General features: G+C 66.2%; 22 protein-coding genes. 9 read left to right on the forward strand and 13 right to left on the reverse strand.

Annotated features, from left to right (window positions below; genetic code table 11):
• The first annotated feature begins 46 nt into the window (after positions 1-46).
• On the forward strand, positions 47-1039 hold the full coding sequence (locus AB3G31_RS17195) for a DMT family transporter (RefSeq protein ID WP_367847290.1): 993 nt from the start codon (positions 47-49) through the stop codon (positions 1037-1039).
• A gap of 21 nt (positions 1040-1060) precedes the next feature.
• On the opposite strand, the gene AB3G31_RS17200 is transcribed toward AB3G31_RS17195, so the two are convergent.
• Positions 1061-1699: a hypothetical protein gene (locus tag AB3G31_RS17200; protein WP_367847291.1), complete on the reverse strand. Its 639-nt coding sequence runs from the start codon at positions 1697-1699 to the stop codon at positions 1061-1063.
• Positions 1700-1854: 155 nt separating this feature from the next.
• Here AB3G31_RS17200 and AB3G31_RS17205 point away from each other — a divergent pair, with 155 nt between their 5' ends.
• Positions 1855-2484: a TetR/AcrR family transcriptional regulator gene (locus AB3G31_RS17205; RefSeq protein ID WP_367847292.1), complete on the forward strand. Its 630-nt coding sequence runs from the start codon at positions 1855-1857 to the stop codon at positions 2482-2484.
• A 111-nt stretch (positions 2485-2595) separates the two neighbouring features.
• On the opposite strand, the gene AB3G31_RS17210 is transcribed toward AB3G31_RS17205, so the two are convergent.
• The 10 genes from AB3G31_RS17210 to AB3G31_RS17255 all read right to left on the reverse strand — a co-directional run bounded on the left by AB3G31_RS17210 (position 2596) and on the right by AB3G31_RS17255 (position 10488).
• Positions 2596-2910, reverse strand: coding sequence for a cytochrome C oxidase subunit IV family protein (locus AB3G31_RS17210; protein ID WP_367847293.1), 315 nt, complete (start codon positions 2908-2910; stop codon positions 2596-2598).
• A 7-nt stretch (positions 2911-2917) separates the two neighbouring features.
• The gene (locus tag AB3G31_RS17215) at positions 2918-3619 is read right to left on the reverse strand and encodes a heme-copper oxidase subunit III family protein (RefSeq protein WP_367847294.1); all 702 of its coding nucleotides are present in this window, start codon (positions 3617-3619) and stop codon (positions 2918-2920) included.
• 32 nt (positions 3620-3651) lie between these two features.
• Positions 3652-4275 (reverse strand): cytochrome c oxidase subunit 3, encoded by a 624-nt coding sequence (locus AB3G31_RS17220; RefSeq protein ID WP_367847295.1) that lies wholly within the window; start codon positions 4273-4275, stop codon positions 3652-3654.
• Positions 4272-6038, reverse strand: coding sequence for a cbb3-type cytochrome c oxidase subunit I (locus AB3G31_RS17225; protein WP_367847296.1), 1767 nt, complete (start codon positions 6036-6038; stop codon positions 4272-4274). Before AB3G31_RS17225 ends, AB3G31_RS17220 begins: the two co-directional genes overlap by 4 nt.
• An 8-nt stretch (positions 6039-6046) precedes the next feature.
• Complete coding sequence (locus AB3G31_RS17230; RefSeq protein WP_367847297.1) at positions 6047-7243, reverse strand: c-type cytochrome; 1197 nt, start codon at positions 7241-7243, stop codon at positions 6047-6049.
• A 142-nt stretch (positions 7244-7385) separates the two neighbouring features.
• The gene (locus AB3G31_RS17235) at positions 7386-7901 is read right to left on the reverse strand and encodes a DUF1269 domain-containing protein (protein ID WP_367847298.1); all 516 of its coding nucleotides are present in this window, start codon (positions 7899-7901) and stop codon (positions 7386-7388) included.
• Positions 7902-8088: 187 nt separating this feature from the next.
• On the reverse strand, positions 8089-8397 hold the full coding sequence (locus AB3G31_RS17240) for an EthD family reductase (protein ID WP_367847299.1): 309 nt from the start codon (positions 8395-8397) through the stop codon (positions 8089-8091).
• A gap of 53 nt (positions 8398-8450) precedes the next feature.
• Entirely contained in the window at positions 8451-8939 is a 489-nt protein-coding gene (locus AB3G31_RS17245; RefSeq protein ID WP_367847300.1) for a VOC family protein, read from the reverse strand.
• A 129-nt stretch (positions 8940-9068) separates the two neighbouring features.
• Positions 9069-9458, reverse strand: coding sequence for a nuclear transport factor 2 family protein (locus AB3G31_RS17250; RefSeq protein ID WP_367847301.1), 390 nt, complete (start codon positions 9456-9458; stop codon positions 9069-9071).
• Positions 9459-9582: 124 nt separating this feature from the next.
• Entirely contained in the window at positions 9583-10488 is a 906-nt protein-coding gene (locus tag AB3G31_RS17255; protein ID WP_367847302.1) for a LysR family transcriptional regulator, read from the reverse strand.
• A gap of 203 nt (positions 10489-10691) precedes the next feature.
• Between AB3G31_RS17255 and AB3G31_RS17260 the strand changes: the two genes are divergently transcribed.
• The 7 genes from AB3G31_RS17260 (at position 10692) to AB3G31_RS17290 (ending at position 18700) form a co-directional block, all read left to right on the forward strand.
• The gene (locus AB3G31_RS17260) at positions 10692-12209 is read left to right on the forward strand and encodes an aldehyde dehydrogenase family protein (RefSeq protein ID WP_367847303.1); all 1518 of its coding nucleotides are present in this window, start codon (positions 10692-10694) and stop codon (positions 12207-12209) included.
• A 6-nt stretch (positions 12210-12215) separates the two neighbouring features.
• A complete protein-coding gene (locus AB3G31_RS17265; RefSeq protein WP_367847304.1) occupies positions 12216-13394 on the forward strand; it encodes an NAD(P)/FAD-dependent oxidoreductase in 1179 nt (392 codons plus the stop codon).
• Positions 13395-13402: 8 nt separating this feature from the next.
• Positions 13403-15079, forward strand: coding sequence for a thiamine pyrophosphate-binding protein (locus AB3G31_RS17270; RefSeq protein ID WP_367847305.1), 1677 nt, complete (start codon positions 13403-13405; stop codon positions 15077-15079).
• A 100-nt stretch (positions 15080-15179) separates the two neighbouring features.
• Positions 15180-15656 (forward strand): DUF4019 domain-containing protein, encoded by a 477-nt coding sequence (locus AB3G31_RS17275; RefSeq protein ID WP_367847306.1) that lies wholly within the window; start codon positions 15180-15182, stop codon positions 15654-15656.
• A 14-nt stretch (positions 15657-15670) separates the two neighbouring features.
• Positions 15671-16294, forward strand: a complete 624-nt coding sequence (locus AB3G31_RS17280; protein ID WP_367847307.1) for a glutathione S-transferase family protein — start codon at positions 15671-15673, stop codon at positions 16292-16294.
• Positions 16295-16308: 14 nt separating this feature from the next.
• Positions 16309-16533 carry a zinc ribbon domain-containing protein gene (locus AB3G31_RS17285; RefSeq protein WP_367847308.1) on the forward strand — a complete coding sequence of 75 codons (225 nt, stop codon included), beginning with the start codon at positions 16309-16311 and terminating at the stop codon, positions 16531-16533.
• A 202-nt stretch (positions 16534-16735) separates the two neighbouring features.
• Complete coding sequence (locus AB3G31_RS17290; RefSeq protein WP_367847309.1) at positions 16736-18700, forward strand: methyl-accepting chemotaxis protein; 1965 nt, start codon at positions 16736-16738, stop codon at positions 18698-18700.
• 27 nt (positions 18701-18727) lie between these two features.
• Here AB3G31_RS17290 and AB3G31_RS17295 read toward each other — a convergent pair whose 3' ends face one another.
• Both AB3G31_RS17295 and kynA read right to left on the reverse strand, forming a co-directional pair.
• On the reverse strand, positions 18728-19540 hold the full coding sequence (locus AB3G31_RS17295; protein WP_367847310.1) for a ZIP family metal transporter: 813 nt from the start codon (positions 19538-19540) through the stop codon (positions 18728-18730).
• Between the two features lie 247 nt (positions 19541-19787).
• Positions 19788-20648 (reverse strand): tryptophan 2,3-dioxygenase, encoded by an 861-nt coding sequence (gene kynA / locus AB3G31_RS17300; protein WP_367847311.1) that lies wholly within the window; start codon positions 20646-20648, stop codon positions 19788-19790.

The following is a 20648-nucleotide window of genomic DNA, read 5'->3' on the forward strand; positions in this document are numbered from 1 at the left end:
CACCCTGAACGCCTAGCCTTGCGCCTTACACAACCGGGAGCCGGGGATGGGGAAACAGCTGATGCTGGGCGTGGCGGCCGCCATATTTGCCGCGTTTGCGTGGTCGCTGGGCTTTATTGCGCCTTATGTGATCGGCCCCTATTCCATCTACGACCTGGCGGTGGGCCGGTTCCTGATCTCGGGCGTGTTGGCCCTGGGCATCCTGCTGGCCGCGCCCCGCCAGCTGCGCGGGCTGACCGCCATGGACTGGCTGGTCGCGGCCTGGCTAGGCCTGATTGGCTATGTGGGGTATTTTTTGACCATCGCCGCCGCCGTGATCTACGCCGGGCCCATCATCCCCCCGGCCTTTGTGGCCACGGTGCCGGTGGTGCTGGCCGTCATCGGCAACTTCGGGCCCGACCGCATTGCCTGGCGCAGCCTGGTGCCACCCCTGGCGCTGGCCCTGGCGGGCTTGCTGCTGGTCAACGCCGATGGGCTCACCCACCCCAGTGTCAACCCCCTGGGGCACACGCTGCTGGGGATCGGTTTTTCCATCGCCGCGGTGGCGCTGTGGACGCTGTTTGGCATCAGCAACCAGGCGGCGCTGCGCAAACGCCCGCACATGGGCGCGCTCACCTGGACCGGCATGATGATGCTGGGCGGCAGCTTCGAGGTGGCAGCTTTCGTCCCGCTGGGCCTGTCGCTGGATTTGTTCCACGTGCCGCGCATCGGCCTGGCCTGGGCTACCGCCGCACCTTTGTTCACCTCGGCCCTGGCGCTGGCCGTGCTGGGCTCGATCGGCGCATCCTGGGCCTGGTCCATCGCCACCCGGCGCCTGCCCATCGGCCTGGCGGGGCAACTCATCGTGACGGAAACCATCTTCGCCACCACCTTCGGCCTGATCGCCCGCCAGCGCTGGCCCAGCCTGCCCGAGGCCTGCGGCATCACGCTGCTGCTGGTGGGGGTGATTGCGGCGGTGGGGGCGTTTCACCGGGCACAGCAGCCCGCAGCGCCACGGGCATCCGGCCCCCGTCTGGCCCGCGGAAAATCGGGCACCTGAAAATCCCCGCGCCACCGGCGTTCACACCGCAGGTCGGCGCACCCGCAGCGGCCACAGGCGCAAGCCCAGCGCCACCAGCAGGACCAGCACCGGCAGCGCATACGCCCCCGACTGCGGCAGCCGTTTGCCAAAAGTCACCATGAAGCTCACCCACAAAAAATACATGCCGCCCACATGCAGCCAGCGCCAGGCGCGTGGCCCCAGCCAGGCGGCGCTGCGGTCGAACGAGGTGGCGGCCATCGCCGCAATGAAGGCGTAGCCGATATAGCCCGGCACCGGGTTGCTCTGCACCAGGTGGATGTGGAACGCCAAGGGGTCGAGCAGCGCAAAACCCGCAATCGCACAGGCATGGATGGCATGCGATACCGCCATCGCCAGGCCCAGCTGGCGGCGCTGGCGGCACAACCACAGCGACCAGGCACCCGGCCACAGCCGCGCCTGGGCCGATGCGGTAAACGCCAGCACAAACAGCAGCAGCGAGCTGCGCGCCGTGGCGCGGACCAGCTGGCGCAGGCCGGACGCATCCGGCATGCACAGCAGGACCAAGGCCGCCATGGCCAGCAGCGCCAGCGACAGCCCGCCCAGCAAGGCCCAGCGCGGGCCGGTGGCCCCACTGCGGGTAGGAGGGAAGCCCATCGGTGGGAAGAGTGGTTTCGTCATGTCAGTCCTTTGCGCTCTGCACGGTGCAGGGCTGGCGGCAGACTAAGGGCTTTGCCGCGTGCGGTCGAACCGCGTTACAAGGTGCTCACATCGTTGCGCTGGTGGATATTGCCTTGTGGCCATATGATGAAAAACGCTCACACCCTGGACACCCCATGCCCACGCCGCGCCTCTACCACCATGGCAACCTGCGCCAAACCCTGCTGAACGCGGCCGTGCAACTGGCCGAAGAGGTGGGTACCGAGCACCTCAGCCTGCGCGAGGTGGCCCGCCGCGTCGGCGTGGCACCCAGCGCACCGTACCGGCATTTCGCTTCCCGCAAGGCCTTGCTGACGGCGGTGGCCGAAGAAGCCACCGAGCGCTTGCGCATCGGCATGGTCACCGGCGTGGCCGCCCACAGGCAACAGGGCCTGGCCCAGCTGCAGGCCCTGGGCGAGGCGTATCTGGACTGGGCCGAGCACCACCCCATGCACTTTCGCGTGGTGTCGGCCCGCGACCAGATCGACTACGCCGCAGCGGTCGGCATGGCACAGCGCCACCAGGAGCTGCGCGCAATGACAGTGCAGGCCATCACGCTGGCCCAGCAGCAAGGTGCCGCCCCGCCCGTCGACCCGCAAACCCTGGCCGTGCTGGCCCGGGCCACCGTCTACGGCCTGGCCCGCATGCAGACCGATGGCCATTTCGCCCAGTGGGGCGTGGACCCGGCGACGGGCTGGCAGAGTGCACGGGATCTGCTGGGGGTGTTCATGGGCTTGCTGGCACAGTCTGGCGAGGCGGGCCAGTAAAGCTGACCCGACCCGCGGACTACCACCGCGGGGCGATCAGAGCGCCCCGTGCGGGCAGTGCGAGCCACAGCGCAGGCATTGCCTACCCGCCATGGGCTTGCGCAGCCAACCCTAATGGAAAAACGACAGCCGGGTGATAAAGGTATGGTCGGCTTCGGCAGCCATCAGGCCCACCAGCACCAGAACCGCCAGCGGCGGCAGCAGGATGGCGTAGACCAGCGCCAGCCGTTCCCAGGCCATGTGCATGAACACGCCCACAATGAGCCCGGCCTTCAGCAACATGAAGACCAGAATCAGGCTCCATCGCAGGTAGCCCTGGAAGTGGAAATAGTCCACCAGGTACGACAAGGTGCTGAGCACAAAGAGCAGGCCCCAGACCTTGAGGTACAGACCGATGGGATGTTGTTGGCCGGTAGATGGTGACATGGCAACCTCACCAGAGATAGAACAACGCAAAAATGAACACCCAGACCAGGTCGACAAAGTGCCAGTACAGCCCGGCGATTTCCACGATCTGGTAGTTTCCGGCTGCCTCGTAGCGCCCGCGCAACAGGCGCGTGGCCACCACCAGCAGGTAGACCACACCGGCCGTCACATGCAAGCCGTGAAAGCCGGTGATCATGAAGAAGGCCGAACCGAACTGGGCCGCGCCCATCGGGTTGTCCCAGGGGCGCACGCCCTCGTGCAGGATCAGCTTGGACCATTCAAACGCCTGCATGGCGACGAAGGTTTCGCCCAGCGTGGCGGTCACAATCATCAGCGTGGCCGCGTTGATGCGGTCGCGCCGGGCAGCGCAGGTCACGGCCATGGCCATGGTGCCGCTGCTGCTGATGAGCACGAAGGTCATGATGGCGATCAGCAGCAGCGGCACATCGGCGCCGCCCACGTGCAGCGCGAACACCTCGCTGGGGTTCGGCCAGGGCACCGTGGTCGAGACGCGCACCGTCATGTAGCCGACAAGGAAGCAGCTGAACACGAAGGTGTCGCTCAGCAAGAAGATCCACATCATCGCTTTGCCCCAGGCGACGTGGAAGGCCTCTCGGTCGGACGACCAGTCGCTCACCAGCCCGCGCCAGCCGACCGCCGCGCTGGCGCCTGCGCTGGGCGGGGAATCCATCGGTACCGTGGTGTTCATAGAGCCTCCAGAAGTGAGGTGGGCAGTGGACTTCACGCCGTGCCGCAGATCCAGCGCACGGCCTCGGGCGTCAGCCAGGCCAGCATGGCAAACAACAGCAGCCACACCGCCAGCAGGAAGTGCCAGTAGCGTGCGCACAGCGTGATGCGCCAGGCGAACACCGGCCCATCCGCGCCATGTGCGCGGCCCGCATTGCGCACCGTCAGCCCCCAGCCGACCACGCCGCCAACCACGTGCAGGCCATGCATGGCCGTCAGCAGGTAGAAGAAACTGGCCGCCGGGTTGCCGGCCAGCACCACCTGGGCAGACTGCAGCATCTGCCACCCCCAGAGCTGCACGACCAGGAAGGCCAGCGCGCAGGCACCGCCGACCCGCAACGGCCCAGGCACCGCAGCCCAGCGGCCGCCCCGCGCTGCGGCCGCGGCCCGCTGGAGCAGCGCACTGCCAAGCACCAACAGCGCGGTGCTGAGCCAGAGCGGCCAAGGCATGGCAATCGGCGACCAGTCGCCGCCGTCCATGCGCATCGCATACGCCAGGGTGAACAGCGAGAACAAGGCACTGGCGACACCCATGAACACCCACAGGCCGGTACCGGTGCTGGCGGCGCGGCGGTCCGGCGGCCAGCCTGCGCAGGAAGGTGCAACGGCTGTGTTCATGCGTGTGCTCCTTTGGCGTGGCCCACGTCGCCATGGGGCCCGGGCTCCTGCCCGCCCGCCTCGGGAGGCGCAGTTTGCGCAATGAAGTCCTGCGGTGAGCCCGGAACGCTGTAGGCATAGGCCCAGCGGTACACCACCGGTGGTTCCGGGCCCCAGTTGCCGTGCTGCGGTGGCGTCGCAGGCGTTAGCCATTCCAGTGAGGCTGCGCGCCACGGGTTCGGAGGGGCCTGGCGGCCACGGAAAGCACTCCACGCCAGGTTGAAGACGAACAGCAGTTGCGCCGCGCCGACGACCAGCGCGACCACCGTGATGAAGGTGTTCAGCGCAAACGCCGAGGGCGGAATGAACTGGTAGCCGTCGAAGCTGTAGTAGCGCCGCGGCATCCCCAGCACGCCGAGGTAATGCATGGGGAAAAAGATCAGATAGGTGCCCAGGAAAGTGATCCAGAAATGCAGCTTGCCGATCCGGTCGTCAAGCATGCGGCCCGTCACCTTGGGGAACCAGTGGTAGATGCCGCCAAACACCACCAGCAAGGGCGCCACACCCATCACCATGTGGAAGTGCGCCACCACAAAATAGGTCCCCGACAGCGGGATGTCCACGCTCACATTGCCCAGGAACAACCCGGTCAGCCCGCCCGCGAGAAAGGTGAGGATGAAGGCCAGCGTGAACAGCATGGGCACGGTCAGGTGGATGTCGCCGCGCCACAGCGTCAGCACCCAGTTGTAGACCTTGATGGCGGTGGGTACGGCGATGATCAGCGTGCTGGTGGCGAAGAAGAACCCAAACCACGGGTTCATGCCGCTGACGAACATATGGTGCGCCCACACCACAAAGCTGAGGACGCCGATGATGGCAATCGCCCAGACCATCATGCGGTAGCCGAAGATGGCTTTGCGTGCATGCACGCTGATCAGGTCGGAGACGATGCCGAAGGCGGGCAACGCCACGATGTAGACCTCGGGGTGGCCAAAGAACCAGAACAGGTGCTGGAACAGCAGCGGGCTGCCGCCCTTGTAGCTGGTGACCTGCCCCATCGACACCAGCGCCGGCATGAAGAAGCTGGTGCCCAGCGTCTTGTCGAGCAGCATCATCACGCCGCTGACAAACAGCGCCGGGAAGGCCAGCAGCGCCAGAATGGTGGCCACAAAAATGCCCCAGACCGACAGCGGCATGCGCAGCAGCGTCATGCCCTCGCAGCGCGCCTGCAGCACGGTGGTGACGTAGTTCAGCCCGCCCATGGTGGTGGCGACGATGAAAATCAGCAGCGACACCAGCATGGTGATGATGCCCCAGTCGTGCCCCGGCGTGCCGGGCAGGATGGCCTGCGGCGGGTACAGCGTCCAGCCCGCGCCGGTGGGCCCGCCGGGTACAAAGAAGCTGGCCATCAGCACCAGCACCGACAGCAGGTACACCCAGAAGCTCACCATGTTCAGATAGGGGAACACCATGTCGCGTGCACCCACCATCAGCGGGATCAGGTAGTTGCCGAAGCCACCCAGAAACAGCGCGGTGAGCAGGTAGACCACCATGATCATCCCGTGCATGGTGACGAACTGGTAGTAGCGTTCGGCATTGATGAACGCGAAATGGCCGGGAAAGCCCAGCTGCAGCCGCATCAGGTTGGACAACAGCAAACCGACCAGTCCCACGGCGATGGCGGTGCAGGCGTACTGCACGGCAATCACTTTGTGGTCCTGGCTCCAGACGTAGCGGGTCCAGAAGCTCTGTGGATGGTGCGGGGTGGGATCGGAGTGGGCCATGGTGTTCCTTATGGGGCCTGGTCGGACGGCCGGGCCGTCAGCGCTGCGCCTTCTGGCGCCTTCTGTTCCGGTGCCGCAGGGGCGGCCCCGCCCAGGGACTGGATATAGGCCACCAGTGCGGCGATGTCCTCGTCCCCCAGCGCGGTCTTCGGCATGACGGGTGGAAAGCCCTTCACTACCTGGGCCTGGGGCTCGACGATGGAGCGCCTCACATAGTTCTCATCGGCCAGCACCGTGGAGCCATCGGCCAGCGCACGCGTCGCGCCGAACAGGCCTTTCCAGCTGGGGCCGACCCGGGCGCTGCCGTCGACGGTGTGGCACGCCACGCACCCCTTGGACTGGGCCAGCGCCTGGCCCTGCGCAACCCGGTTGTTCCCGGCGGCTGCAGGCGTGGCTGCGCTGGCTTGGCGGGCGCTGGCCATGGCCATGGCAAAGCTCGGCTGGGCTTTCAGCCAGGCCTGGAAGGCGGCCTCGTCTTCCACCACCACATAGCCACGCATATTGGGATGGCCCACACCGCACAGCTGGGCGCACATCGCCTCGAAACGGCCGGTCACCGTCGGTGTGAACCAAAAGCTGCTGACCTGGCCGGGCACGATGTTCATGCGCGCACGGAACGGCGGCACAAAGTAGTCGTGCAGCACGTCGTGCGAGCGCAGCAGCACCTTGACCGGTTGGTTCAAGGGCAGATGCACCTCGTTGCCGTCGACCAGAACATCGTCCTGTCCAGCCGGGTCGCTGGGATCCAGCCCGAAGGGGTTGCTGGCACTGACAAAGCGCGCGTCGGTCAGGCCCAGCTTGCCGTCCGCACCGGGAAAGCGGTAATGCCACTGCCACTGCTGGCCCAGCACCTCCAGCACCCGGGCGTCCTGCGGCGAATGGATGTATTTCGCATAGACAAACAGTCCGGGCGCAAGCAGCGACGCAATGCCCACGGTGGTGACACCGATCAACCAACGCTCCAGCTTGGGGTTTTCGGGTGCGTAGGCAGCGCGGCCGCCCTCCCGGTGGCGATAGCGCAGCAGCGTGTAGGCAAGGAAAAAAATGATGGCGACGAAGAAGATGCCGGTGACGAGCAAGGTGATGCTCAGCGTGTCGTCCATCTGTTGCCAATTCGAGGCCAAGGAAGTCGCCCACCAAGGACTGGCAAAATGAAACGCCACCGACGCGATGACGATGGCGATGAGCACAACGGCAAAAAGCATGTGCATCCTCTCGGTTCAACGCTGGCAGTCCCTCCAGAACCGACACGCAACCACCAGCCCCTTTTTCCAGCCAGCCCCAGGCGCGCGGTGTGGTTGGGAGCCACTGGCCCTGCGTCCGCTACCGCCTGCGCATCTGGCCGGCTCAAGGGAACACCGGGGTATCCAGCTCCTCGCCTTCCAGACGCGCCTCCGGGTGAGACGCCTGTAAATGGTCTTCAATCGCTTTGACCTGCAACACCGGCACATCGACCATCAACAGGATTTCCCCGCGCTCGATGGCGGCATTAAAACGTTTGAGCCGGTGGCTCGGTACGGAAATGCCGATCAAGCTGGACGACCAGGCACCCATCAAAGCGCCCAGCACGCCGAGGATGCCCACGATGCCCCACTGCAAGGAGTCGAATCCGAGGGGGTAGTACAAGGCCACCAGCACACCCGCGGCGATGCCGATTGTTCCGCCAAGCAGAAAGCCGAGTTCGGCGGCGTAAATGATGTCTGTCGTCTGAAAGACATTGGCAGGGTGCAGACCCGCAAGGCTCATGTCCTCACGTCCAAAACTGTGGATGTGCTGCACCGGCACGCGAGCCACCAACAGGTCGTTCACTGTGCGACGGGCACTCTCAACATCCGGTAGCAACCAGTAAATACGTCTGCTCATAGTCCCCCTTTCACCACGCCAAGTGGTCTTGGGATGCAAGACAAACCATGATTTATTTATATACGCGGGAGTAGGCGAATACAAGTTATGAATCGCCGGGCCGGTGCGGCAAGGCCCGTGTGCGGCACCTTGTGCAGGCCCTGTGGACGCAGGCATCGCCACCCGGAGTGGCCGGATCGGGCCGGCATCACACCATCCGTGTGTCCGCCATCATCAGTTCTACACCGGCCCCGGCAAAGTTCGCCAAGTCGGCAGCCGTTGCCAGCCCTTGCGGTGAGGCCATGGCGGCCTGGATGGCAGGCATCGAATCGAAGCCCAGGATGGCCACCAGGTACGCACCATGTTTACCCGCCACGCCCATCACATCGCCGTGGGTCACCTCGTAGCTGCGCAATCCCGGAATGGTCTTGGCCAAGGGCACATGCCGCTTGAAATAGTAGTCGTCGAACTCAGCGGCATTTTTCGGCTGTTGGTATACCGCGATCAGTTTGGCCATGGCGGGTCTCCGGGTGGGTAGAAATTATCGAACGGCTGCGGGAAACGCTGGCCTCAACCCGCATCCCCCCGCCGCGCGGCCTCGATCGCCGCGACATCGATCTTGCGCATTGTCATCATCGCCTCAAACACCCGCCGCGCCACGGCGGGGTCGGGGTCGGATATTCCTTCGGTGAGAACCCGCGGGGTAATCTGCCACGACAGGCCCCAGCGGTCCTTGCACCAGCCGCACTCGCTGGCCTGGCCGCCGTTGTTGACGATGGCGTTCCACAAGCGGTCGGCTTCCGCCTGGTCGTCGGTGGCGATCTGGAACGAGAAGGCTTCGCTGTGCTTGAACTGCGGGCCGCCGTTCAGGCCGATACAGGGGATGCCGACGACGGTGAACGCCACCGTGAGGACATCGCCTTGCTTGCCCGCGGGGTAGTCGCTGGGCGCGCGGAAGATCGTGCCCACCGCGCTATCGGGAAAGGTGGCGGCGTAAAAGTGGGCGGCATCGACGGCGGTGCCGTCAAACCACAGGCACAGGGTGTTTTTGGGGGCCATGGCATTGCTCCTGAAGCGTTGAAATATCGGGTGCGCTGGGGGTCCTTCGGTCCGGCGCCGTCCAGACGGCGGAGCGCATGGACTTGGCAATTCTCGGACATCGGCCCATGCACATCCACCCCTCTCGGCTCAATGGTGCGCGATCGGCGACTCGGTGTGGATGGCGCAACGCCAGCCGTCGTCGGTCTTGACCCAGGTCGAGCTATCGTTCATCAGCTGCTCCGTGGCGGTCCCCTTGGCGCGCGGCGCCACCGCCTGCTTGACGCGGTAGGAAAGAACCGCGGTCGCGTCGTTTGGGAACACCACTTCCATGCCGCTGAATTCGAACGATTTGACCACCATGCTGCCTTGGTCCGCCATCTTGCGGTAGCCCGCATGGTCGAATTTCATCGTTCCGTGCGCGCTGACCATGAGTGCCGGTTCGCAGAGCAGGTCTATCGCCGTGTCGGTCTCCTGGTCCACTATCGACTGCCAAAACTTGGTCTCGAGATCAACGAGGGTCGTGCTGAGGTTCTGCATGTGGGTCTCCTGGAAATCTGAGGGTTTCCATGGTCCTCGCCCCGGACAAAGAGGTCTGTCAGACCGCGCTGATCCGTTTGTAGGTATCGGCCTACGCCGACCCGCGCGGGGGCGGCGCAGCCGCTCAGCCGCTGGCCAGGGGCGTGGCCGGCCCGCGAATCCAGTCCCGAAACGCCGTGACCAGCGGTGCCTGCGCGCGCGACTCGGGGTAGACCAGGTAGTAGGCATCGCTGCTCTGCAACGCCTGCGCAAACAGCTGCACCAGCGCGCCGGACACAATCTCGGCCTCGACCAGAAAGCGGGGCAGCAGCGCAGCCCCCAGGCCGGACACTGCCGCCTGGGCAATCATCGCGAACTGCTCGTAACGCGGGCCGCGCAGGGCGTGCTGGCCATCGGTGCCGACCTGCTCGAACCAGTCGGCCCACTGGGTGGGGCGGGTGGTTTGCTGCAGCAGCACGGCTTTTGCCAAATCCGGCACCTGGGCGATGCCCAGCCGCTGCCGGTAGGCCGGGCTGCACACCGGCACCACCTGCTCGTGCATCAGGTATTCGCACACCGCACCGGCCCACAGCGGTGCGCCGAAGTGGATGGCGGCGTCCAGCGGCTCCTGGGCGAAGTCGAAGGGTTCGCTGCGGGCGGCGATGTTGACGGTGACATCCGGGTGCAGCGCGGCAAAGTCAGGCAGGCGGGGAATGAGCCAGCGGGTGCCGAAGGTGGGCAGCACAGCCAGGTTCAGCAGGCCGCCGCCGTCCGACCAGGCCATGGTTTTTTGCGTGGCCGATGCCAGCTGCTGCAGCACGGCGCGCACGTCGGCGGCGTAGACCCGGCCTGCGTCGGTCAGCACCACGCGCTGGCGCACGCGGTGGAACACGGCCATGCCCAGCTGCGCCTCCAGCTGGCGGATCTGGCGCGACACGGCGCTCTGCGTGAGGTGCAGCTCTTCGGCCGCGCGCGAGATGCTGGTGTGGCGGGCGGCGGCCTCGAAGGCCAGCAGGTCGGCGATGGGCGGCAGAAAGCTTTTGCGCAGCATGGTAATGCCTTTTTGGAATGAAGATGGGTTTCTGCTCTTAAAGAATTTCGGGCTCTCACGCTTATCTAATGGGCGTAAGCAGCTCCTGATTCTGCAACCCACATCAGTTTATTTTCGCATCAAGTCCTTCGCATTTGTCGCTATACAAGTGGCGTAGATTGGGCGATATTGGGACCACCTTTCCATTCCTTTCAAGTTGCCCTATGCCTGCTACCCCCTCCCTGCCTACCGAAGTTGACCAGCTGCTGCAACGCCTGGGCGTGCCCCGCGCCACCTACACCGGCGGCCCGCTGGCCGTGCGCTCGCCCATCACCGGCGAGACCATCGCCCACCTGCCGCAAACCTCGCCCACTGAGGCCACCGCCGCCATCGCCCGCGCCCAGGCCGCCTATCTGGCCTGGCGCACCGTGCCCGCGCCGCGCCGGGGCGAACTGGTGCGCCTGCTGGGCGAAGAGTTGCGCGCAGCCAAGGCCGACCTGGGCCTGCTGGTCACGCTGGAAGTGGGCAAGGTGCCCAGCGAAGGCGCGGGCGAGGTGCAGGAGATGATCGACATCTGCGACTTTGCCGTGGGCCTGTCGCGCCAGCTCTACGGCCTGACCATCGCCACCGAGCGGGCCGAGCACCGCATGATGGAAACCTGGCACCCCATGGGCGTGGTGGGGGTGATTTCGGCCTTCAACTTCCCGGTGGCAGTGTGGTGCTGGAACGCGGCCCTGGCCCTGGTGTGCGGCAACGCTGTGGTCTGGAAGCCGTCCGAGAAAACCCCGCTCACCGCCCTGGCCACCATGGCCATCGCCCAGCGCGCGCTGGCCCGCTTTGGCGACGCGCCCGAGGGCCTGCTGGCGCTGCTGGTGGGCCCACGCGACATCGGCGAAGTGCTGGTGGACGACGCGCGGGTCAAGGTGCTGTCGGCCACTGGCTCCACCGCCATGGGCAAAGCCGTGGCCCCGCGCGTGGCGGCGCGGTTTGCGCGGGCGATTCTGGAGCTGGGTGGCAACAACGCGGCCATCGTCGCGCCCTCGGCCGACCTGGACCTGTCGCTGCGCGGCATCGCCTTTGCGGCCATGGGCACGGCCGGGCAGCGCTGCACCACGCTGCGCCGCCTGTTTGTGCACGACAGCGTGTACGACGCCCTGGTGCCGCAGCTGGCCCAGGTCTACGGCAAGGTGCAGGTGGGCGACCCGCGCGCACCGGGCACCCTGGTGGGCCCGCTGATCGACCGCGCCGCCTTCGACGGCATGCAAAAAGCCCTGGAAGAAAGCCGCGCGCTGGGTGCCAGGATGCACGGTGGCACCCGGGTGGAGAGCGAACCCGAAGCCTTCTACGTGCGCCCGGCCCTGGTCGAGCTGGCCGACCACGCCGGGCCGGTGCTGCGGGAAACCTTTGCGCCCATCCTGTACGTGCTGCGCTACCAGTCGCTGGACCAGGCGATCGACTGGCACAACGCGGTGGGGGCGGGCCTGTCGTCGTCCATCTTCACGCTGAACATGCGCGAGGCCGAGCGCTTCATGGCCAGCAACGGCTCGGACTGCGGCATTGCCAACGTCAACATCGGCCCCAGCGGTGCCGAGATTGGCGGCGCGTTTGGGGGCGAGAAGGAAACCGGCGGCGGCCGCGAATCCGGCTCCGACAGCTGGAAGGCCTACATGCGCCGCGCTACCAACACCATCAACTACTCCACCCAGCTGCCGCTGGCCCAGGGTGTGAAGTTCGACGTTTAGGGGGCAGTGGTGCCCATCGTCATCATCGGCGGCGGCGTGATCGGCAGCGCCATCGCCTACTTCCTCACGCTGCAGCAGCCGGGTTGCGAAGTGGTGGTGCTGGAGCGCGACCCAAGCTATGCGCGGGCCTCGTCGGCGCTGTCGGCCAGCTCGATACGCCAGCAGTTTTCGACCGACATCAACATCCGCATCTCGGCTTTTGGCATCGATTTTTTACGCAACGTGGGCACGTTGCTAGCCTGCCACGGGGATGCACCAAACATCGGCCTGCACGAGGGTGGCTACCTGTACCTGGCCACCGCAGTTGGCGCGGCCACGCTGCGCGACAACCATGCACTGCAACGCCAGCTGGGTGCCGATGTAACGCTGCTCAGCCCGGCGCAGTTGCAGAAGCAATATCCCTGGCTGGCGCTGCAGGACGTGGCGCTGGGCTCGCTGGGTCTGTCGGGCGAAGGCTGGTTTGATGGCTACCTGCTGCTGACGGCGCTGCGCAAAAAGGCGCAAAGCCAAGGCGTGCGCTACCTGGCCGACGAGGCCGTGGGCCTGGACCTGGCCCGCAGCGACGGCGTGCAGCACGTGCAGGCGGTGCGGCTGCGCAGCGGTGGCAACCTGCCTTGCCGGTTTGCGGTGAACGCGGGCGGCCCCTGGGCGGCGGCGATTGCCAGTTGGGCGGGCATCGCGCTGCCGGTGGTGGGCAAGCGGCGCACGGTGTTCCACCTGTCCAGCCCGGCGGAGCTGCCGCGCTGCCCTTTGCTCATCGACACCAGCGGCATCTGGCTGCGCCCCGAGGGCCGGGGCTTCATTGCCGGTTTTGCGCCGCCCGCCGACCAGGATGCCGACTTTGCACCGCTGGAGCCCACCTACAACGCCTTTGACAACCATGTGTGGCCCACGCTGGCCGCGCGCATTCCGGCATTTGAAGCCTTGCGTTTGCAAAGCGCCTGGGCGGGCTACTACGAGATGAACACCTTCGACCACAACGCCCTGGTGGACCTGCATCCGGCCTGCGACAACCTGGTGTTTGCCAACGGCTTCTCCGGCCACGGCCTGCAGCAGTGCCCCGCCGTGGGCCGGGGCCTGGCCGAGCTGATGCACACCGGCAGCTACCAGAGCCTGGACCTTTCGCCCATATCCATCCAGCGCCTGGTAGACCAGCGCCCGCTGCTGGAAAAAAACATCATCTAAGTACCACCATGACCCACCTCCCCACCCGCAGCGGCGGCCAGATCCTGGTCGACCAACTTTTAGTGCACGGCGTGCAGCAGCTGTTTTGCGTGCCCGGCGAGAGCTTTCTGGCCGTGCTGGATGCCCTGCACGACGCGCCCATCGCCGTCACCGTGTGCCGCCAGGAAGGCGGCGCAGCCATGATGGCCGAGGCGCAGGGCAAGCTCACCGGGCAGCCGGGGGTGTGCTTTGTGACCCGCGGCCCTGGTGCCACCAACGCCGCGGCAGGCGTGCACATCGCGCACCAGGACGCCACGCCGCTGCTGCTGTTTGTGGGCCAGGTGGCGCGGGGCGCACTGGGGCGCGAGGCATTTCAAGAGATGGACTACGGCGCGGTGTTCGGCAGCATGGCCAAGTGGGTGGTCCAGGTGGAGGATGCCCGGCGCCTGCCCGAGCTGGTGTCGCGGGCCTTCCACGTGGCCACCTCGGGCCGCCCCGGTCCGGTGGTGATCGCCCTGCCGGAAGACATGCTGACCGAGGTCGCCACCGTGGCCGATGCCCTGCCCTACAGGGCTACCGACACCCATCCCGGCCCCGCGCCGCTGGCCGAACTGCAGCAGCGGCTGGCGGCGGCGCGGCGCCCGGTGGTCATTCTGGGCGGCAGCCGCTGGTCGGCGCAGGCGGTGCAGCAGTTTCGCGCGTTTGCCGAGGCGTTTGCGCTGCCGGTGTTCTGCTCGTTCCGCCGCCAGATGCTGTTTGACCACACCCACCCCTGCTACGGCGGCGACCTGGGGCTGGGGCCCAACCCCCGCCTGCTGGCGCGTATCCGCAGCGCCGATCTGGTGCTGCTGGTGGGCGGGCGTTTGTCAGAGGTGCCGTCGCAGGGCTACACGCTGCTGGACATTCCCACGCCGCAGCAAAACCTGGTGCATGTGTACGCCGATGCGGACGAGTTCGGCAAGCTGTACCGGGCGACTCAATCCGTCCACGCCACGCCGCAGGCATTTGCCGCTGCCGTGGGCACGCTGCGCCCGGCATCCCCACCGGTCTGGCGGGCCGAGACCGAAACCGCCCACGCCGACTACCTGCGCTGGAGCGACCCGGCCCCCATCCAGATCCCCGGGCCGCTGCAAATGGGCGCAGTGATGCAGGATCTGCGCACCAACCTACCGCCCGACACCATTTTCTGCAACGGCGCGGGCAACTTTGCCACCTGGGTGCACCGCTTCTGGCCGTTTACCACCTACGCCAGCCAGCTTGCGCCCACCAGCGGCTCCATGGGCTATGGCCTGCCCGCGGGCGTGGGGGCCAAGCGCCTGTGGCCGCAGCGCGAGGTGGTGGTGTTTGCGGGCGACGGGGACTTTCTGATGCACGGCCAGGAATTCGCCACCGCCGTGCAATACGGCCTGCCCATCCTGGTGGTGCTGCTGGACAACGCCATGCTGGGCACCATCCGCATGCACCAGGAGCGGCACTACCCGGGCCGCGTCAGCGCCACCGCCCTCCAGAACCCCGACTTCTGCGCCTATGCCCAGGCCTTTGGCGGCCATGGCGAGCGGGTCACCACCACCGCGGAATTTGCCCCGGCCCTGGCGCGCGCCCGGGCCAGCGGCTTGCCCGCCATCCTGCACTGCCTGCTGGACCCCGAGGCCATCACCCCCACCGGCACCTTGCAGGGCATCCGCAACGCAGCGCTGGCAAACTAATGTAAAAGCCGTCAACGGGTGGCGGCTGGGAGGCGTCAGGTACCGGTGGGGCCGCGCCGCAGCGCCTACACTCCCCCTATTGACCGCTACCGGAAGACGTATGACCTTGTTCAAATCCACCTCCCTCGGCCTGTGCCTGGCCGCATCGACCCTGCTGTTCGCCCACACCGCCCAGGCCCAGACCGCCAAGCCCGCCGCCCCGGCATCGACAGCGTCGGTCGCCGAACTGGCCAAGCAGGCCGAAGGCCAGCTCGCTGCCGCCGGTTGGCTGTCCATGCTGGACCGCGGCAACTGGGGCGGGGCCTACGAGGCCAGCAGCCAGCTGTTTCGCAACATGGTGCCCATCGGGGCCTGGATGGACAGCATCCCGGGCGTACGCGCACCGTTTGGTGCGTTCGAGAGCCGCACCGCCTCCACCGTGGTCTACAAGACCACCCTGGCCGGTCGGCCCGATGGCGAATACGTCACCGCCATTTTTGATGCCCACTTTGCCGACAAGAAAGACGTGGAAGAACTCGTCACCACCGTGCGTGAGGCCGATGGCCAGTGGCGCGTGATCGGCTACCAGCCACGCTAAACCCGGACACCGCCATGCTGCAGTTACTGGGTAAATCGACCTCCATCAATGTGCGCAAGGTGCTGTGGCTGTGCGCCGAGCTGGACATTCCGTTCGAGCACGAGCAATGGGGCTCGGGCTTCCAGTCCACCGAGGTGGACGCATTCCGCGCGCTCAACCCCAACGCCATGGTGCCGGTCATCCGCGACGGGGCGTTTGTGCTGTGGGAATCCAACGTGATCTGCCGCTACCTGGCCGCCCGCCATGGGCGCGCCGACCTGCTGCCCACCGACCCGCAGGCCCGCGCCCTGGTCGAGCAGTGGATGGACTGGCAGGCCACCGAGCTGAACAACGCCTGGCGCTACGCCTTCATGGCCCTGGTGCGCCACAGCCCCGCCCATACCGACCCCGCCGCCCTGGCCGCAGGCGTGCAGAACTGGAACCGCCACATGGCGATGCTGGACGGGCAACTGCAAAAATCCGGGGCCTACGCCACCGGTGCCGACTTCACCCTGGCCGACATCGTGCTGGGCCTGTCCACCCACCGCTGGTGCGCCGCCCCCATGGAAAAGCCCGCCCTGCCTGCCGTGCAGGCCTACTACGAACGCCTGAGCCTGCGCCCCGGCTTCCGACTGCATGGCCGCAACGGCATGCCCTGACATCCCCACGACCCATGCCCACCTACGATTACGTCTGCCCCGCCTGTGGCGGCTTCGAAGCCATCCGCCGCCTGGCCGAACGCGATGACCCCTGCGCCTGCCCCGTCTGTGGCAACGCCGCGCAGCGCGTCTTGACGCTGAGCACCGCAGAGCCCCGCCGCGCTAGCAGCGCCCACGGCCAGAGCCTGGAAGCCAACTACCAGCGGCTCAAGCACCGCGCCGGTTGCGCCTGCTGCTAGTGGAGTGCGCGCGGGCCGCCGGTGCCCGGAAGGTGGTTTAAAACACACATCCGCCACGCCCTGCACTTGATCCAAGTCAAACCCGGCCCAACGGGGCCATCCATCGGGAAAGTAGCGGGTACCAAACTAGATCCATGCGCTACCATCCGCCTTAATAAAGTAACTTTATGTAAGTTACTAAGATCGATGGAACTTTGCAGCTATGGACAATCGGAATGCAGGCAGCGGTGGTTTTGGCGCGTTCTTCAGCTACCACGGCTGGCTGGCACCCGGGGTGCGCTTGTTCCGCAGCATCAGCTTCCCGGCCAAGGCGGCCTGGATCAGCACCATGTTTCTGGTTCCTTTGGTACTGATGCTGTGGCTGCTGTGGAGCAGTGCCAGCGAGCAGATCGAGGTGACCCGCAGTGAACGCGCAGGTCTGGTGTATGTGGACCCCGTCACGGAGCTGATCACTGCCCTGCAGAACCAGCGGCGGGCCGCCATGGCCAAGGCCGCGGACCTGGCAGACACCCAATCCAAAACCCAAACCGCGTTCAGCGCGGTAGCCGTCCAGCAAAAGGCCTTTGGCCCGGCTGCGGCTACGGCAGCGGGCTTTGAGGCCCTTCAAAAGGCCGTTGGCGCGCTGGCGCAGCTACCGCCCGCAGCCGATACCGATGCCCTCTTTACCGCGCACACCACGGCCATCAATGCGGCCATTGGCCTGATCGCCCACATCGCCGACGATTCGCAGCTGGCGCTGGACCCCGAGCTGGACACCTACCACCTGATGAATGTGGGGGTTCTGCTGGGGCCCCAGTATTCCGAGTACCTGGCCCGCCTGCGCGGCCTGGGTTACACCTCGCTGCTGGAAAAAGCGCCCTTGTCGGTCGGGCGCAGCCAGGTGTTGCACAAGACGCTGGCGCTTGTGGGCTACATCGACGAGCACGTTGAAAACTCCTTCCAACAGGGCGTGGAGAACTTTCCAGAGGTGGCCCGCCAATTCGACATGAAAAACGTGGACAGCGCACGGGAGGCCTTTCTGGCCGCGCTGGACAAGCAGGTGCTGGGCGAAACCGTGGAAGGCGACAGCGCGGGTTTCCTGGCGCTGGCCAACACCGCGATTGAGCGGCAACGGCAGATCGACAAACAGATACGCGTTCGCCTGGACGCGCAACTGCAGGCCCGCATTACGCGGACCGAACAAAAGATCTATTTCAACGCCGGGCTGTGCCTGGTGTTTGTGCTGATCGCCTTGTACCTGATGCAGGCTTTCTACAAGGTCATGATGGGCGGGCTGCGCGAAGTGGCCGGGCACCTGACGGAGATCACGCAGGGCAACCTGACCACCGCCCCCAAGCCTTGGGGCTCGGACGAAGCCGCTCAGCTGATGTTGACCATGGGGGCCATGCAAAGCAGCCTGCGCAACATCGCCCGCAATGTGCGCGACGGCGCCGCCAGCGTGCAAACCGCCAGCGAGGAAATTGCCTCGGCCTCCAACGACCTCTCCCAGCGCACCGAATCCAGTGCAGCCAGTCTGCAGCAGTCGGCGGCCAGCATGGAGCAGATTGCGGCCACGGTGAAGCACAGCGCCGACACGGTGCAGGGCGCCAGTGCCATCGTGCGCGAAAATGCCGCTGCCGCCACCCGGGGGGGCGAAGTCATCGCCCAGGTGGTGCACACCATGGACAACATCCGCGCGTCCTCCCACCAGATTGGGGAAATCATCAGCGTCATCGACGGCATTGCCTTCCAGACCAACATCCTGGCGCTGAATGCCGCGGTAGAAGCCGCCCGCGCCGGTGAGCAGGGCCGGGGCTTTGCGGTGGTGGCGTCCGAGGTGCGGGCACTGGCGGGCCGCTCGGCGGCAGCGGCCAAAGAGATCAAGACCCTGATCAGCACCAGCATCCAGCAGGTGGAGGCAGGTACCCAGGTGGTGGCCCAGGCGGGCGAAACCATCCACGACATTGTGGCCAACGCGGGCAAGATCGACGCGCTGATGGCCGAGATCGCCACCGCCACCCGGGAACAAACCCAGGGCATCAACGAAGTCGGCGCCGCCATCCACGACCTCGACCAGGGCACCCAGCAAAACGCGTCGCTGGTAGAAGAAACCGCGGCGGCGGCAGGCCACCTGGCCGAACAGGCGCAGCGCCTGGCCGACGATATTGCCTTCTTTCAGTTCAAGTAGACCGCGCGCCGGCCTCGCCAGCGTGCCTCAGTGCCCGTGGGCCAGATGGCTCACCAGCATCACCAGGCCCATGCCTATCAGCAGCCAGGCAACCTGTGCGGCCGTGGCGCGGGCGCTCAGGCGGGTTTGCAGTTGCGGAATCAGGTCGGCCAGCGCCACGTAGATGAAGCTGCTGCTGGCCACCACCAGAAAGTACGGCAACCAGTCGTGCAGCAAATCCACCAGCCCGTAGCCCACCATGCCGCCCAGGGCGGTCACGGCCCCGGCCAGCGACACCTTGAGCAGGGCCACCCGGCGGTTGCTGGAGCTGCCCCGCAGCACCACCAGATCGCCCATGTGGTGCGGCACCTCGTGCACCAGCACGGCCAGCGCCGCCACAAAGCCCAGCTGGAGGTCGGCCATGAAGGCCGAGGCGATCAGGATGCCGTCGCCAAAGGCGTGTACGCTGTCGCCGGTGAGCACCGCCCAACCGCCGCTGCGGGGCGGGCTGCCATGGTCGTGGTGGTGGTGTCCGTGGTCGTGGCCTGCATGCCCGGCATGCGCATCGGCCTGCGGCCCGTGGTGGTGCTCATGCCCGTGGTGCCATAGCTCGGCTTTGTCGAGCAAAAAGAAGAACACCAGCCCCACCAGCAAGGTGCCAAACAGCTCCTGCGGGCTGACCTGGCTCTCGAACGCCTCGGGCAGCAAATGCATGAAAGCCGTGGCCAGCAGCGCACCGGCGGCCAGGCTCAGCATGTGCTGGGTATAGCGCGCCAGCACCCCAAAACTGAGGACCGCCGCCACCCACACGCTGCCAATACCGGCGCACAGGGTGGCGATCAAGATTGCTACTAAAGTCATAGCTGGTGGTGCGCGCAGAATCTGCGCGGAGGGGTTAAAAGGTTCTAAGGCGACGTTGAATGAGTCACCGCGAGGCGGCGCGCCATGGATCGGGATGGGATGCAAGGCGCAAGCCGCAGACATAGCTCGGGCCATGTCGAGGATTTGCAACGCCGCAGACCGCCCGAGTCCAGGGAGGCGCAGACCGCGAGGGACTCGTTCAGCGTTGCCCAGAATTGTAACGATTCACCCCACCCCGCCAGCCCGGCTACAAATTGGTGCGCAGGGTCCAAATCTCGGGGAACAGCACTACATCCAGCATCTTGCGCAGGTAGCTCACGCCGCCGGTGCCGCCGGTGCCGCGCTTAAAGCCGATGACGCGCTCCACGGTGGTGACGTGGCGAAAGCGCCAGAGGCGAAAGCTGTCCTCCAGGTCGGTGAGCTTTTCGCCGAGCTGGTACAGCTCCCAGTGCTGGCGCGGGTCGCGGTAGGCGACCAGCCAGGCGGCCTCGACGGCGGGGCTGGCCAGGTAGGGCTGGGTCCAGTCGCGCTGGAGATGGCTGGCAGGCACGGCCAGGCCGCGGCGGGCCATGAGGCGCAGGGCTTCGTCGTACAGCGACGGGGCTTCAAAAGCCGCCTGCACCAACGCCAGCAGGTCGGGGCGGTGGGCGTGGGGCTTCAACATGGCGGCGTTCTTGTTGCCCAGGGCGAACTCGATGCAGCGGTACTGCGCGCTCTGGAAGCCGCTGGAGCTGGCGAGAAAAGGGCGCATGGCGCTGTATTCGGGCGGCGTCATGGTGGCCAGAACGTCCCAGGCGTGCACCAGCTGGTCCATGATCTTGCTTACCCGGGCCAGCATCTTGAAAGCGCTGTGCAGGTCGTCGCTGGCCACGCAGCGGATGGCGGCATGCAGCTCGTGCAGCATCAGCTTCATCCAGAGTTCGCTGGTCTGGTGCTGCACGATGAACAGCAGCTCGTCGTGGGCGGGCGACAAGGGCTTTTGCGCCGACAAAATACTGTCGAGCTGCAGGTAGTCGCCGTAGCTCATGGACTGGCTGAAGTCGAGCTGGGCGTGCTCTTCCTGCACGATTTTTTCGGTGTGGCCGATCGGGTTGTGAGGGCAGCCCAT

The sequence above is a fragment of the Rhodoferax sp. WC2427 genome (assembly GCF_040822085.1).
Taxonomy (GTDB): domain Bacteria; phylum Pseudomonadota; class Gammaproteobacteria; order Burkholderiales; family Burkholderiaceae_C; genus Rhodoferax_B.

What these genes read in the sequence shown, in the direction of transcription:
- AB3G31_RS17195 (WP_367847290.1), top strand. Translation starts at nt 47, where the DNA reads ATGGGGAAACAGCTGATGCTGGGCGTGGCGGCCGCCATATTTGCCGCG.
- AB3G31_RS17200 (WP_367847291.1), bottom strand. Translation starts at nt 1,699, where the DNA reads ATGACGAAACCACTCTTCCCACCGATGGGCTTCCCTCCTACCCGCAGT.
- AB3G31_RS17205 (WP_367847292.1), top strand. Translation starts at nt 1,855, where the DNA reads ATGCCCACGCCGCGCCTCTACCACCATGGCAACCTGCGCCAAACCCTG.
- AB3G31_RS17210 (WP_367847293.1), bottom strand. Translation starts at nt 2,910, where the DNA reads ATGTCACCATCTACCGGCCAACAACATCCCATCGGTCTGTACCTCAAG.
- AB3G31_RS17215 (WP_367847294.1), bottom strand. Translation starts at nt 3,619, where the DNA reads ATGAACACCACGGTACCGATGGATTCCCCGCCCAGCGCAGGCGCCAGC.
- AB3G31_RS17220 (WP_367847295.1), bottom strand. Translation starts at nt 4,275, where the DNA reads ATGAACACAGCCGTTGCACCTTCCTGCGCAGGCTGGCCGCCGGACCGC.
- AB3G31_RS17225 (WP_367847296.1), bottom strand. Translation starts at nt 6,038, where the DNA reads ATGGCCCACTCCGATCCCACCCCGCACCATCCACAGAGCTTCTGGACC.
- AB3G31_RS17230 (WP_367847297.1), bottom strand. Translation starts at nt 7,243, where the DNA reads ATGCTTTTTGCCGTTGTGCTCATCGCCATCGTCATCGCGTCGGTGGCG.
- AB3G31_RS17235 (WP_367847298.1), bottom strand. Translation starts at nt 7,901, where the DNA reads ATGAGCAGACGTATTTACTGGTTGCTACCGGATGTTGAGAGTGCCCGT.
- AB3G31_RS17240 (WP_367847299.1), bottom strand. Translation starts at nt 8,397, where the DNA reads ATGGCCAAACTGATCGCGGTATACCAACAGCCGAAAAATGCCGCTGAG.
- AB3G31_RS17245 (WP_367847300.1), bottom strand. Translation starts at nt 8,939, where the DNA reads ATGGCCCCCAAAAACACCCTGTGCCTGTGGTTTGACGGCACCGCCGTC.
- AB3G31_RS17250 (WP_367847301.1), bottom strand. Translation starts at nt 9,458, where the DNA reads ATGCAGAACCTCAGCACGACCCTCGTTGATCTCGAGACCAAGTTTTGG.
- AB3G31_RS17255 (WP_367847302.1), bottom strand. Translation starts at nt 10,488, where the DNA reads ATGCTGCGCAAAAGCTTTCTGCCGCCCATCGCCGACCTGCTGGCCTTC.
- AB3G31_RS17260 (WP_367847303.1), top strand. Translation starts at nt 10,692, where the DNA reads ATGCCTGCTACCCCCTCCCTGCCTACCGAAGTTGACCAGCTGCTGCAA.
- AB3G31_RS17270 (WP_367847305.1), top strand. Translation starts at nt 13,403, where the DNA reads ATGACCCACCTCCCCACCCGCAGCGGCGGCCAGATCCTGGTCGACCAA.
- AB3G31_RS17275 (WP_367847306.1), top strand. Translation starts at nt 15,180, where the DNA reads ATGACCTTGTTCAAATCCACCTCCCTCGGCCTGTGCCTGGCCGCATCG.
- AB3G31_RS17280 (WP_367847307.1), top strand. Translation starts at nt 15,671, where the DNA reads ATGCTGCAGTTACTGGGTAAATCGACCTCCATCAATGTGCGCAAGGTG.
- AB3G31_RS17285 (WP_367847308.1), top strand. Translation starts at nt 16,309, where the DNA reads ATGCCCACCTACGATTACGTCTGCCCCGCCTGTGGCGGCTTCGAAGCC.
- AB3G31_RS17290 (WP_367847309.1), top strand. Translation starts at nt 16,736, where the DNA reads ATGGACAATCGGAATGCAGGCAGCGGTGGTTTTGGCGCGTTCTTCAGC.
- AB3G31_RS17295 (WP_367847310.1), bottom strand. Translation starts at nt 19,540, where the DNA reads ATGACTTTAGTAGCAATCTTGATCGCCACCCTGTGCGCCGGTATTGGC.
- kynA (WP_367847311.1), bottom strand. Translation starts at nt 20,648, where the DNA reads ATGGGCTGCCCTCACAACCCGATCGGCCACACCGAAAAAATCGTGCAG.